This is a genomic window from Streptomyces bohaiensis (assembly GCF_012033785.1).
In the GTDB taxonomy this organism is placed as follows: domain Bacteria; phylum Actinomycetota; class Actinomycetes; order Streptomycetales; family Streptomycetaceae; genus Streptomyces; species Streptomyces bohaiensis.
This window is the reverse complement of record NZ_JAAVJC010000138.1, coordinates 1-12,702: the sequence shown is the minus strand read 5'-3', so window position 1 is coordinate 12,702 and position 12,702 is coordinate 1. Positions and strand designations below refer to the sequence as shown.

Below are 12,702 nucleotides of genomic sequence, written 5' to 3'. Positions count from 1 at the left end.
CCGCCGGACCGGTCGACCCCACCGGCCCCCGGCAGGCCGAGGCGCCCGGCACGGCCGACAGCCGCCCGACACCGCCCCCCGCCGACGGCCCGCACCAGCCCGCCGGTCCGCACGTCCCCGCGGACGAGGGCATCGGATCGGCCACCACGCCCGCCGCCGCACCCGTCACGGGGGCCGCCCCGCCCCACGGACCCGCCGACGGCCCCTGGGCCACCTTCGCGCCGCCCCCGCGGCGGCGACGGCGCGGCGGTCTCGTCGCGGTGGTCGCCCTGGCCACTCTGGTCGCCGGCGGCATCGGTGGCGGCGCCGGGTACCTCCTCGCGGACAACGCGGGCAACGACCGCACCACCTCCACCGTGAACAGCTCCAACGGCAGCGGGGTGCAGGAGCGCAGCCCCGAGTCGGTCGCCGGTATCGCCGAGGCCGCGCTGCCCAGCGTGGTAACCATCCAGGCCGAGGGCGACCGGGAGGGCGGCACCGGCACCGGCTTCGTCTACGACGAGGAAGGCCACATCCTCACCAACAACCACGTCGTCGAGTCGGCCTCGCAGGGCGGCCGGCTGACCGTCACCTTCTCCGACGGCGAGAGCTACGACGCCGAACTCGTCGGCGGCGCACAGGGGTACGACATCGCGGTCCTCCGCCTGGTCGACCCCGGCGACCGCGACCTGCAGCCGCTGCCCGTGGGCGACTCCGACGACGTCGTCGTCGGCGACACCACCGTGGCGATCGGCGCGCCCTACGGGCTCTCCGGCACCGTGACCACCGGCATCGTCAGCGCGAAGAACCGGCCTGTCGCCTCCAGCGACGGCATGGGCGGCCGCTCCTCCTACATGAGCGCGCTGCAGACCGACGCCTCCATCAACCCGGGGAACTCCGGCGGTCCGCTGCTGGACGCCGAGGGCGCCGTCATCGGGGTCAACTCGGCGATCCAGTCCAACTCCAGCGCACCGGGCCAGCAGGCGGGCTCCGTCGGCCTGGGATTCGCCATCCCCGTCAACCAGGCGGTGCGCGTGGCCAAGGACCTCATCGAGTCCGGCGAGCCCGTCTACGCCGTCATCGGCGTCTCGGTCGGGATGACCGAGACCAACTCCGGCGGTGCCCAGATCAGCACCGAGGGCGACGGCCAGAACGACGCGGTCACCCCGGGCGGCCCGGCCGACGCGGCGGGCCTGCGCCCCGGCGACTCCATCGTGAAGTTCGGCGACCGGGTCATCGACAGCGGGCCCACCCTCATCAGTGAGATCTGGACGTACGAGCCGGGTGAAACGGTCGAGTTGACCTACGTCCGCAACGGGAACGAGCAGACGACCGAGATCACCCTCGACTCCCGGGTCGGCGACCAGGAATGACCCGGAGGCGGGCACCGGCGCCTCACGGGAGCGGCTACGCTGTCGGGGTGCCGCCGTCTCCCGGCGGCGCGGGGAGGCTTGCCCGAGCGGCCTAAGGGAACGGTCTTGAAAACCGTCGTGGCGGCAACGTCACCGTGGGTTCAAATCCCACAGCCTCCGCAGAGGCAGTAAAACAGCAGGTCAGGGCGGCCCCCGCACGCGGGGGCCGCCCTTTCCGTTCACACTGCGCGACGACGTGTCCCGCTCTGTCCCACCATCGACCAGGCTGGGTGGCCGGCTCGTGGCCAACGGTCAGCCGTCGGCGGCGTCGAGGTGGGCGTCGACGAGGACGTTCGCCCGTGGGCTGCCGCCCGCGGTGGGTCTCCGTCCTCCGCGGCCGGCGCTTCCGGGAGCAGCCTCGGACGGGCCCGGGTGCCGCTCGCATCGAGAACCGGGCCGGCGACACGGCCGGCCGGGTGCGCCGTCGCCTGGCCGGCAGGGAGCTTGTCGCGGATCAGCTCCCGGGGTCGGCCTCGGGATGCGTGAACCGTACGGGCTTGCCGAGCGACCGGGCGTACGCGATCTCGGACCGGGTGCTGTCCCCGATGTGGTCGCCCACGACGAGCACCTCGTCGGCGAGCCGGATCTTTGCCCGGTGCAGATCGTCGAGCCGGGCCTTCAGCTCCTCCGCCCGACCGGGATCGGACCACAGCTTGTGCGGCGACTTCATGTCACAGCCCGGCTTGACGACGATCCTTCCCGCCACGGTCTCCCGGACGTCGGCCTCGTTCATCTCGGCCATGAACCGGGTGGAACCGCAGATGGCAACGGTGTGGGGGAGGCCGAGCAGCTCCTTGGCCCGGCTGAGGTGTTCCTCGGCGGTCAGCGCTTGCTGGTCCGACACTGCTTCCTCCGATGGTGTGGTCCGAGACGTACGAAAGAAGCGCGGAGGAGGACGGACCGTGCCGGTCTCCGGGCGTCGCATCGCGGTACCCGCTCCCCTCCAGCCTCACGAGCAGCGCCCCTCCGGCCGGCAGAACGACTCATCGCTCTTCCACGAGCCGCCCGCACGCCCCGCCCGCTCCCGCAGGGGAGTCCCTGAGAGCGTGAGGCGGCCCGGGGGCCGAGTGCGGCTGATGGGGGTCTGCCGCGATGATGCCAGGAAGCCGGCGCGGCGCCGAGCGGTCAGCCGGGCCGGGATGCGATCCGCTGACGGGCAGGGCCCCAGACGTCCTCGAACTCCTCGAAGGTGAGTTGTTCGGGCTCGTGGCCTTCCCACTCCGAGACGGGCAGCTCGGCCGTGATCCCGAAGCTGCTGTCGTAGTCACCGAGGCGGCCCGCGTCGCGGGCCCGCTGCCACTCGGCGAGGGAGGCAGCTGCGACAGGGATCAGCTCAGGCCCTTCGAGTTCGGCCTGCCGGGTCACGCAGCCTTCGGCGTCGACCTCGAAGTTGAACCAGGTGTCTTCCTCGTCCCAGTGGCAGCGCATCCATGTGGTCACCCGGCCAGGATGCCGCACCGGATGCACCGCCCTGCTCCGCTCGCTCCCGCCGCTGGGCGACGCCCCTGCGGATCGGCGGCACGGGAAGGAGGAACCGACCCGGATGGGGACCGGTCCCAGCCGCTTCCGGGAGAGTCGACGGGAGTTCAGGGCGGCGACGGCGCGCTGCTGTCCGCGCGGAGGCTGACCCAGCGGTGCCGGTGCCCAGCCGGCGAGGCTCCCGGCAGCCCGCCGGAGGGTGGGCCGACAGCTGCGCGGTCCAACCCGTGTCGCCCCTGTGGCCCGTGCTCGCCGACGTAGCGGGGATGGTCCGCGCGCGACGCGAGTGATCGGCAGGAGCTGATCGGCAGGAGCGTCGGAAAGTCCGAGAGGCCACCAGGCGGTCAGAAGCCGCCCTCCATGTTGACGAAGCGGGAGTAGTGGCCCTGGAAGGCGACGGTGATGGTGGCGGTGGGGCCGTTTCGGTGCTTGGCGACGATCAGGTCGGCCTCGCCCGCACGCGGGGACTCCTTCTCGTACGCGTCCTCGCGGTGGAGCAGGATGACCATGTCGGCGTCCTGCTCGATCGAGCCGGACTCGCGGAGGTCCGAGACCATCGGCTTCTTGTCGGTGCGCTGCTCAGGTCCACGGTTCAGCTGCGAGAGTGCGATCACCGGCACCTCCAGCTCCTTGGCGAGGAGCTTGAGGTTTCGGGACATGTCCGAGACCTCCTGCTGACGGGACTCCGGCCGCCGCGAGCCGCCCGACTGCATCAGCTGGAGGTAGTCGATGACGACGAGCCGGAGGTCGTTGCGCTGCTTCAGCCGCCGGCACTTGGCGCGGATCTCCATCATGGAGAGGTTCGGCGAGTCGTCGATGTAGAGCGGCGCCTCGTTGACCTCGGCCATCTGGCGGGCGACCCGGTTCCAGTCCTCGTCCGTCATCGAGCCCGACCGCATGTGGTGCAGGGCCACCCGGGCCTCCGCGGACAGCAGGCGCATCGCGATCTCGTTGCGGCCCATCTCCAGCGAGAAGATCACGCTCGGCAGGTTGTGCTTGATCGAGCAGGCCCGCGCGAAGTCCAGGGCGAGCGTCGAGTTGTGGACGACGATCCCCTCCGCGAGGAAGTTGTGGGTGCCGTCCACCGTCAGGTCGTAGACCTCGGCCTCACCGGCCGGCTCGATCGTCGCCACCGGATCCCAGTCGACCACCGAGTCGGCGAGCTCCGCCAGCTCCGGCGCAGCGAGCTCGGCCGCCAGTCGGCGGGCCGCCTCCCGGCTCACCGGGCCCCGCCCCGCGACTCCGTCAGCCCGGGCCGGCCGGTCGCTCCCCGCACGATAGTTCCGCGCGGCGTCGATCAGCCGGTGCACCTCCGCCGGAAGAGGCCCTGCCGGCGCCGTCGGCATTCCGTCGACGACAGCCGCCGGCGCGTCCGCCACCGCGAGGTGGTCGCCCGGCGCCAGCTCCCCGAGCGGGACCCAGCCGCCGACCGTGCGGAACGGGTGGTTGGCGGTGGCGGTGATCGTCCGGCCCCCGGCGGTGGTGAGACGGAACACCTCCCGGCGGCCGTTCGGGATGAAGTCGTCGGGCCGGACCGATCGCAACCGCCAGTCGGTGCCCAGGGTGTGGACCCGCAGCGGCTCCCCTGCCAGACCGCGGCGGACGAACTCGGCGATGGTCAGCGTCTCGCCCGACACGGCCTCCGTCACCCGGGTCTCGGCGGCCAGGCACTTTCCCATGGCGGGACGGGCCGCGATGACGATCATCTGGCCCGGGTGCAGGCCGTTGGTGAGCGAGTCGAGATCGGTGAAGCCGGTGGGGACACCGGTCATCTCGCCGCTGCGGTTGCTGATGGCCTCGATCTCGTCGAGTGCGCCCTCCATGATGTCGCCGAGCGGGAGGTAGTCCTCCGCGGTGCGCTGCTCGGTGACGGCGTACACCTCCGCCTGGGCGGAGTTGACGATCTCGTCCACGTCGCCGTCGGCCGCGTAGCCCATCTGCGTGATGCGGGTGCCCGCCTGCACCAGCCGTCGGAGCACCGCCCGCTCGTGGACGATCTCCGCGTAGTACTCGGCGTTGGCCGCCGTCGGCACCGTCTGCACCAGGGAGTGCACGTAGCCGGCGCCGCCGACCTTGGAGAGCTCGCCCCGCTTGGTCAGCTCGTGCGCGACGGTGATCGGGTCCGCCGGCTCGCCCTTGGCGTAGAGGTCGAGAATGGCGGCGTAGATGATCTCGTGGGCGGGCTTGTAGAAATCGTGGCCCTTGAGCACCTCGACGACATCGGCGATGGCGTCCTTCGAGAGGAGCATGCCGCCGAGCACGGACTGCTCGGCCTCGAGGTCCTGCGGAGGCATCCGCTCGAACCCACCGCGGTCCGGGGCGTCGTCGAAGCCCCCGTCGTCGTCGCGGTTGTTACCGCGCCCCCGGCGCGGCCGGGAGACCTCGGCGGTGTCCCAGGCGCCGCCGGTGTGATCGAGATCGGTCACGCCCCCGCCCCTCCTGAACTCGGTGCTCGCGCCCGGTGCGCGGGCCGTCGCCGGGCAGCAGCCGGCGTCGCCGACCCCCGCAACTCCTTGCTGCGGCACGGCACTGACACCCGATGTCCCGGTGCCTGCCGCTGTGGTCGGCGGGCCCGGGAAGGGGGCACCGGAGGAGACAGGCGAAGGGCCACGCTACGCCCCGCGGGCCGGACCACCAACCCGGTTATCCACAGGCTGGCGGCCAACCATGTGGATGTCTGATCAGAGCCTGTGGACAACCCGGCGATTCCTGTGGACGGTTCCGTGGACAGCACTGTGGAGAACCTCCGCACACCTCTGCGAAACCAGTGCTGACCTGGCACTACGTCACCTGCCGCCCACCGGTGACAAAAAGTTCTCAGAACTCGACCAGATCACCACCAACTCCGTGGGACATCACACACACCGTGCCATGACGTAAGGACCTCAGTGCTCTTGCGTCAGTTACCTGTGGATGTTTGGATCACCCCATGAACCGCACCCCCGACCGCGACCCCCCGGCCCGGGCACCCCGGAACCGACGCTCCCGGGCCGACCGCGGCCGCGGCCCTGCGGGCTCGGCACCAGCACCGGCACCGGCACCGGACTCGACCGTGGCGACCGAGGCGCCGGCCGCCACCGCCACCGCCACCGCCGACCGGCCCCCGGCACCCACCACCCGCGAGGAGCGTCGGCGCGAGGGCCGACGCCACGACCGCGAGATCCTGGCCCTGGCCGTCCCCGCCTTCGGCGCCCTGGTCGCGGAGCCGCTGTTCCTCCTCACCGACTCCGCGATGATCGGCCACCTCGGCACCGCCCAGCTCGCCGGCCTCGGCGTGGCCGCGGCGCTCCTCGCGACCGGCGTCAACATCTTCGTCTTCCTCGCCTACGCGACCACCGGAGCCGTCGCCCGCCGCGTCGGCGCCGGTGACCTGCCCGCCGCCATCCGCCAGGGCATGGACGGCATCTGGCTCGCCATGCTGCTGGGCACCGTCACCGCCGCGACGATCTTCGCCACGGCCCCCGCCCTCATCGAGGCGTTCGGCGCCTCCGCCACCGCCGCCCCGTACGGCGTGACCTACCTGCGCATCAGCGCGCTCGGCATCCCGGCGATGCTGGTGGTGCTCGCCGCCACCGGCGTGCTGCGCGGATTGCAGGACACCCGCACCCCGCTCTACGTGGCGGTCGGCGGCTTCGGGGCCAACGCCGGACTCAACGCCCTGCTCATCTACGGCCTCGGGTGGGGGGTCGCCGGATCCGCCTGGGGAAGCGTCGTCGCGCAGACCGGCATGGCGGCCGTCTACCTCTGGGTCGTCGTCCGCGGTGCCCGCCGCCACGGCGCGTCGCTCCGACCCGACGCCGCCGGCATCCGGGCGTGCGCCCGCGCCGGTACGCCGCTGCTGGTGCGGACGCTGTCGCTGCGGGCGGTGCTGCTGATCGCCACCGCCGTCGCCGCCCGCATGGGCGATGTCTCGGTGGCGTCCCACCAGATCGCCCTGACGATCTGGTCGCTGCTGGCGTTCGCCCTGGACGCCATCGCCATCGCCGGGCAGGCGATCATCGGCCGCTACCTCGGGTCGGGCGACGCCGACGGGGCCCGCCGGGTCTGTCGCCGCATGGTCCGCTGGGGCATCGGCTCCGGAGTCGTCCTCGGCGCCGTACTCGCGGCCACCGGCCCGCTGCTGCTCCGGGTGTTCAGCTCCGACCCCGATGTCCGCTCTCAGCTGCTGGTCCTGCTCCTGATCGTCGCCGTCACCCAACCCGTCGCGGGTGTGGTCTTCGTCCTCGACGGTGTGCTGATGGGAGCGGGCGACGGCGCCTACCTCGCCTGGGCCATGCTGGGGACGCTGGTGCTCTTCGCACCGGTGGCCCTGCTGGTGCCGGTCCTCGGCTGGGGCGTCGCGGGGCTCTGGTGGACGATCGCGGGGCTGATGATGGGCACGAGGCTGGTCACGCTCTGGTTGCGTGCCCGCACCGGACGCTGGCTCGTCACCGGTGCCGTCCGGGCCTGAGCCCGCCTGCCGGGGACGCAGGGGGACCGAAGCGACGACGGGCCGCCTCCCGCAGTGCGGGAGGCGGCCCGTCGAGGTACCGCAGTGCTCGCGTGCTGCCGCCGGGGCGACACCGCCGCGACCGTGCCGGTCGGCGACCGCTGCTCGTCAACCGAGCGCCGTCACCGACCACCCGAACCAGCGACCACCCCCGTCACGCGGGGATGACGCGCCGGTACGAGCGCGCCCGGCTCACTTGGCGGGGCTGACCTCCAGGCCGACCTTCACGGTGACCTCGGGGTGCAGACGCACCGAGACCTGGTGAGCACCCAGGCTCTTGATGGGGTGGCCCAGCTCGATACGACGCTTGTCGAACTCGGGACCGCCGGCCTGCTTCACCGCGGCGACGATGTCGGCCGGGGTGACCGAGCCGAAGAGGCGGCCGCCGTTGCCGGCACGCACCTTCAGCCGGACCTTGACGCCTTCGAGCTGCGCCTTGACGTCGTTCGCCTGCTCGATCGTGGCGATCTCGCGGATGCGACGACCCCGACGGATCTGCTCGACGTCCTTCTCGCCGCCCTTGGTCCACCGGATGGCGACGTTGCGGGGCAGCAGGTAGTTGCGGGCGTACCCGTCCTTCACCTCGACGACGTCACCAGGAGCGCCGAGACCGGAAACCTCGCTGGTCAGGATGATCTTCATGCTGTGTCACCCTTCCTTAGCGCGCGGTGGAGGTGTAGGGCAGCAGCGCCATCTCACGGCTGTTCTTCACGGCCGTGGCGACGTCACGCTGGTGCTGGGTGCAGTTGCCGGTGACCCGGCGGGCACGGATCTTGCCGCGGTCGGAAATGAACTTCCGCAGCAGGTTCGTGTCCTTGTAGTCGACGTAGGAGATCTTCTCCTTGCAGAACACGCAGACCTTCTTCTTCGGCTTGCGTGCAGGCGGCTTCGCCATGGTCTCTTTCCTTCGATTCGCTCAAGAAGTGGGGAGAACCCCTTCCCTCCGGCGGACCGGGTCGCCCCGGCGCGCCACGCGGCCGCAGCGGCCGCTAGAAGGGGGGTTCGTCCGAATAGCCACCGGAGTCGCCGCCGGGGCCGGAGCCCCAGCCACCGCCGCCACCGCCGCCGCCCTGGCCGCCACCCGAGGGGCCGGTGGCCCACGGGTCGCCGCCCTGGCCGCCGCCACCCTGCTGGCCGCCACCGGGGGCGTTGCCCCAGCCGCCGCCACCCTGCTGGCCGCCACCGCCACCGCCGAAGCCGCCGCCCTGGCCGCCGCCACCGCCACGACCCGAGGTCTTGGTGACCTTGGTGGTGGCGCTGCGCAGGCTGGGGCCGACCTCCTCGACGTCCAGCTCGTAGACCGTGCGCTTGACGCCTTCCCGGTCCTCGTAGGACCGCTGCTTCAGCCGGCCCTGAACGATCACGCGGGTGCCCTTGGTGAGGGACTCGGCGACGTTCTCCGCGGCCTGACGCCAGACCGAGCAGGTCAGGAACAGGCTCTCGCCGTCCCGCCACTCACTGGTCTGCCGGTCGAAGACACGGGGGGTGGACGCGACGCGGAACTTCGCGACCGCCGCACCGGAGGGGGTGAAGCGCAGCTCGGGGTCGTCGACGAGATTGCCGACGACCGTGATGACGGTCTCGCCTGCCATTGGGGGAACCTCTCGGCGGGTGTTAACTGGTGCTGCGATGATGACGGGTGGCTCTGACACCACCCGCCGACGTGACTACCCGGTATCCGTCCCGGCCCTACGGGCCGGAGTCATCGGGGAGCGGGGCTCACCGAATGGTGGGACGGAGGACCTTCGTCCGCAGGACCGACTCGTTCAGGCCCATCTGACGGTCGAGTTCCTTGACCAGTGCGGGCTCGGCCTGCACGTCGATCACGGCGTAGATACCCTCGGGCTTCTTGTTGATCTCGTAGGAGAGACGACGACGGCCCCAGGTGTCGACCTTCTCGACCTTGCCGTTGCCCTCGCGGATCACGGTAAGGAAGCTCTCGATCAGGGGGGAGACAGCGCGCTCCTCCAGATCGGGGTCGAGGATGACCATCACCTCGTAGTGACGCATGTGGAACCCACCTCCTCTGGACTCAACGGCCACGGACGTTCCGTGGCAGGAGGGTTGTATGCGTGACCGTGTCGCGTTCCGTTCCCACCGGGGCGGGAGCGGCGTCATGACACGGACGGCCCAGCCTACCCGGTGTCCCCGCTCCGGTTGAAATCCGCCCAGAAGGCGCCACACTTCAGTGGTAGACGCTTCACGCCTGGAGGTGCCCCATGGCTCAGGCAGTGCAGGGCCGCGCCGGACACGGTTCCCCGCTGTCCTTCTTCAACACCGACGGCAACCCACACCCCAGGGAGAACGCCCTCGCCCTGGTGACCGCGGGGCTGGGGCTGATCGCCCTCGTCACCGCCTTCTTCCCCGGCCTCCATCTGGTCGCTTCCTGGGCCGGCCTGGTGGGGATCCTCACCGGAGCGACCGGCCAGATGATCTCGGTCACGACCGCGGAGCGGTTCGTGACGGTGGTCGGGCTCGGTGCCGCCGCGACGGGCTTCTACCTGGGCATGGCGCACGGCGGCCTCTTCGGCGGCCTGCTGGGCTGACCGCCTTCCTCCCCCGGACCGGGGCGGGGCCACGGCACCACAGCCGCGGCCCCGCCCGGCCGCGGTGCCTTCTCCCCCTCCACTTCGGCGCCCGACTGCCGCGGGCGGGCCGCCCCGGAGGTCACCACCACCGTGGCGACGACCACCAGGACCAGCACCATCGCCCCGCGCAGCCCGACGTGCTCGCCGACGAAGCCCAGCACCGGCGGCCCCGCCAGGAAGGCGAGATAGCCCGCGGTGGCGACCGCGCCGACCGCGGCATCCGGGTCCTCGGATTCGCCCGCGGCCGAGATCGTCACCGGGAACCCCAGCGAGGCGCCCAGCCCCCACAGCACCACCGCCGCCCCCGCCAGCGCCGGGCTGGGCGAGAAGACCACCAGCGCCAGACCCGCGGCCGAGACCACCGCACTGCCGCGCAGCACCCGCACCGCGCCGAAGCGGGCGAGCAGCGCCGCGCCCGCGAACCGGCCCGCCGTCATCGCCGCCGCGAAGGCGGCGAAGACGATCGACCCGACCGTCTGGCCCGTGCCGTGGCCGTCGACCATGATCAGCGGCAGCCAGTCGTTGGCGGACCCCTCGGCCAGCGCCAGGGCGAGCACCACGGCGCCGAGCAGCAGCACCCGCGTGTCCCGCCAGACGGCGAGTTGCGCGCGGAACCCGCCGCCCTGACCGGGTTCGGCGAGGCGCCGGCCGTTGCCGGTGGGGATCGACCGCACCGCCCAGGCAAAGGCGGCGGAGGCGAGCACCGCGACCACCGCGAGGTGCCACAGCACCGGCACCCGCAGGTGGGTGCAGAGGATGCCCGCCAGCGCCCCGACCACCGTGCCGGCGCTGAAGCAGCCGTGCAGCGCCGGCAGTACGGAGCGCCCCAGCTGCCGCTCGACATCGGCGCCCTCGATGTTGACCGCGATCTCGGAGAGTCCGCCACCGCCGCCGAAGAGGGCGAGGCCGAGCGCGACCACCGGCGCGGCGGCGCTCTCGCTGCCGAGTCCCACCACGAGCACACCGGCGACGACCAGCACACCGCCCGCCGCCATGGTGTTCCGCCCGCCGAACCGCCGGACGGCCGCTCCGGAGCTGAGGATGCCCGACATCGAGCCGGCCGACAGGCCGAGGAGGACCAGCCCCATCTGGGCCGTCGACGCCTCGATCGCGTCCCGGACCGCTGGGGTGCGGACGATCCACGAGGACATGGAGACGCCGACCAGCAGCATGAAGACGAAGAGGGAGAGCCGCCAGCGGCGGATCGCCGGCGCGGGGAGAGGGGTCGAGAGCATGCGTACGATCGTACGCATGCGGGCGAGGGAGCGGGAGAGCCCGCCCGGGCCCGCCGGCGGCGGGCCCGCCCGCGCGGCAGCGGCGACCGACCGCCCCCGACGGCCCTACACTGACGCGACTATGAGCACGCGGCGCAACGACCCCGGCCGGCGGGACCGCATCATCGACGCCGCCCTCGACGTGATCGCCGAGGACGGCGTGGTGGGCGCCTCCGCCCGGCGGATCGCCGCCCGCGCCGAGGTGCCGCTCGGGTCGGTCACCTACCACTTCACCGGCATGGACGAGCTGCTCCACGAGGCCTTCACCCGGTTCTCGCTGCGGGCCAGCGACCGCTTCGAGGGGCGCATGGCGGGTGCCGACTCGCTCGCCGAGGTGGCCGACGCGGTGGTGCAGATCATCCTGCGCGACACCTTCGGGGACCGGGACTCCCTGGTGGTCACGTTGGAGCTCTACACGCTGGCCGCGCGGCGACCCGAGTTCCGCGGGATCACCCGCGCATGGATGGCGCGCAGCCGCGCCTCCCTGGAACGGCACGTCGCGCCCGAGACCGCACGGCAGCTGGACGGCCTGGTCGAGGGGTTGTCGATCCACCACGCGCTCGACCCCGGCCCCTACTCGGAGGAGCTGGCCCGCGCCGCGGTGGAGCGGCTGATCCTCGGCACCGCGGCCACCGCCCCGCCGCCCGGGGCCACGCCCGCCGCGACGGCCGGCGACCCCGACTGACGACGCACGGCCGCGCCCCGGCCTCCGCGGGCGGCCCCGTGCCGATCACCGAAGGCCGGTCGCCGGTCGCCGTCAGCGCAGCAGCACGGTCACGACGACCAGCGCCGGGGCGGCGAGGATCGTCGAGAGCAGCACCGAGTCCCTGGCCAGGGTCGTGCCGATGTCGTACCGCGAGGCGTAGGTGAAGAGGTTCTGCGCGGCAGGCAGGGCGGCGACCACCACCACGGCGAACAGCGTCTCGCCCGACAGACCGAAGAGCCCGGCGCCGATCAGCCAGGCCAGGAACGGCTGCACCGACACCTTGATCAGCACGGACAGCAGCACCGGCCAGCGGTCCGGACCGCGCGCCGGCAGCGCCCGGCCGCGCAGCGAGATGCCGAAGGCCAGCAGCACGGCGGGCACCGACATGCCGCCGATCAGCGCCACCGGGTCCATCACCATCGTCGGCACCGGAACCCCGGTCACGTTGACGGCGAGCCCCAGCAGCGAGCCGACCACCACGGGGTTGCGGAACGGCGAGGTCAGCTGCCGCCAGACGCCGGGGCGCTCCTCGGCGGTGGTGATGTCGAAGACGGTCAGCGCCACCGGTGCGATGAACAGCTGCTGGAGCAGCAGCACCGGCGCCACCAGCGAGGCGTCCCCGAGGACGTAGGCCGCGATGGGGATGCCGAGGTTGCCCGCGTTGACGTAGCTCGCGCACAGCGCGCCCATGGTGGAGTAGCCGGCGCCCCAGCGCCGCACGCAGGCGACGGCGAGGAACAGCAGCGCCGCTGCGAGGGTGGAGAGGGCGGTGACG

13 protein-coding genes and 1 tRNA gene are annotated in these 12,702 nt (G+C 72.5%); 5 read left to right on the top strand and 9 right to left on the bottom strand.

All coding sequences use genetic code 11. The features are described from left to right. Together HCN52_RS15510 and HCN52_RS15505 are read left to right on the top strand one after the other, a co-directional pair. The coding region (locus HCN52_RS15510; RefSeq protein ID WP_168089034.1) for a S1C family serine protease at positions 1-1,352 on the top strand (1,352 nt) is incomplete at its 5' end. A gap of 72 nt (positions 1,353-1,424) precedes the next feature. Further along, a tRNA-Ser gene (locus HCN52_RS15505) sits at positions 1,425-1,511 on the top strand. A 334-nt stretch (positions 1,512-1,845) separates the two neighbouring features. On the opposite strand, the gene HCN52_RS15500 is transcribed toward HCN52_RS15505, so the two are convergent. The 3 genes from HCN52_RS15500 to dnaB form a co-directional block, all read right to left on the bottom strand. Continuing rightward, a complete protein-coding gene (locus tag HCN52_RS15500) occupies positions 1,846-2,235 on the bottom strand; it encodes a hypothetical protein (protein WP_168089033.1) in 390 nt (129 codons plus the stop codon). Positions 2,236-2,516: 281 nt separating this feature from the next. Then, a complete protein-coding gene (locus HCN52_RS15495; protein WP_312876717.1) occupies positions 2,517-2,831 on the bottom strand; it encodes a hypothetical protein in 315 nt (104 codons plus the stop codon). A 383-nt stretch (positions 2,832-3,214) separates the two neighbouring features. Then, positions 3,215-5,119, bottom strand: coding sequence for a replicative DNA helicase (gene dnaB, locus HCN52_RS15490; protein ID WP_209314584.1), 1,905 nt, complete (start codon positions 5,117-5,119; stop codon positions 3,215-3,217). An 803-nt stretch (positions 5,120-5,922) separates the two neighbouring features. On the opposite strand from dnaB, the gene HCN52_RS15485 reads away from it, so the two are divergent. Then, a complete protein-coding gene (locus tag HCN52_RS15485) occupies positions 5,923-7,320 on the top strand; it encodes an MATE family efflux transporter (protein ID WP_376767134.1) in 1,398 nt (465 codons plus the stop codon). Positions 7,321-7,551: 231 nt separating this feature from the next. On the opposite strand, the gene rplI is transcribed toward HCN52_RS15485, so the two are convergent. The 4 genes from rplI to rpsF all read right to left on the bottom strand — a co-directional run bounded on the left by rplI (position 7,552) and on the right by rpsF (position 9,369). Beyond that, positions 7,552-8,001, bottom strand: a complete 450-nt coding sequence (gene rplI / locus HCN52_RS15480; RefSeq protein ID WP_168089031.1) for a 50S ribosomal protein L9 — start codon at positions 7,999-8,001, stop codon at positions 7,552-7,554. 16 nt (positions 8,002-8,017) lie between these two features. Further along, on the bottom strand, positions 8,018-8,254 hold the full coding sequence (gene rpsR / locus HCN52_RS15475; RefSeq protein WP_003978893.1) for a 30S ribosomal protein S18: 237 nt from the start codon (positions 8,252-8,254) through the stop codon (positions 8,018-8,020). 94 nt (positions 8,255-8,348) lie between these two features. Beyond that, on the bottom strand, positions 8,349-8,951 hold the full coding sequence (locus HCN52_RS15470) for a single-stranded DNA-binding protein (protein WP_168089030.1): 603 nt from the start codon (positions 8,949-8,951) through the stop codon (positions 8,349-8,351). A gap of 127 nt (positions 8,952-9,078) precedes the next feature. Continuing rightward, positions 9,079-9,369 (bottom strand): 30S ribosomal protein S6, encoded by a 291-nt coding sequence (gene rpsF / locus HCN52_RS15465; protein ID WP_167968797.1) that lies wholly within the window; start codon positions 9,367-9,369, stop codon positions 9,079-9,081. 209 nt (positions 9,370-9,578) lie between these two features. On the opposite strand from rpsF, the gene HCN52_RS15460 reads away from it, so the two are divergent. Continuing rightward, entirely contained in the window at positions 9,579-9,905 is a 327-nt protein-coding gene (locus HCN52_RS15460) for a hypothetical protein (RefSeq protein WP_168089029.1), read from the top strand. Here HCN52_RS15460 and HCN52_RS15455 read toward each other — a convergent pair. Then, entirely contained in the window at positions 9,857-11,182 is a 1,326-nt protein-coding gene (locus tag HCN52_RS15455) for an MFS transporter (protein ID WP_168089028.1), read from the bottom strand. The genes HCN52_RS15460 and HCN52_RS15455 overlap by 49 nt on opposite strands. A 121-nt stretch (positions 11,183-11,303) precedes the next feature. Between HCN52_RS15455 and HCN52_RS15450 the strand changes: the two genes are divergently transcribed. Next, positions 11,304-11,906: a TetR/AcrR family transcriptional regulator gene (locus HCN52_RS15450; protein WP_168089027.1), complete on the top strand. Its 603-nt coding sequence runs from the start codon at positions 11,304-11,306 to the stop codon at positions 11,904-11,906. Between the two features lie 72 nt (positions 11,907-11,978). On the opposite strand, the gene HCN52_RS15445 is transcribed toward HCN52_RS15450, so the two are convergent. Next, a partial coding sequence (locus HCN52_RS15445; protein ID WP_168089026.1) for an AEC family transporter occupies positions 11,979-12,702 on the bottom strand: 724 nt, incomplete at its 5' end.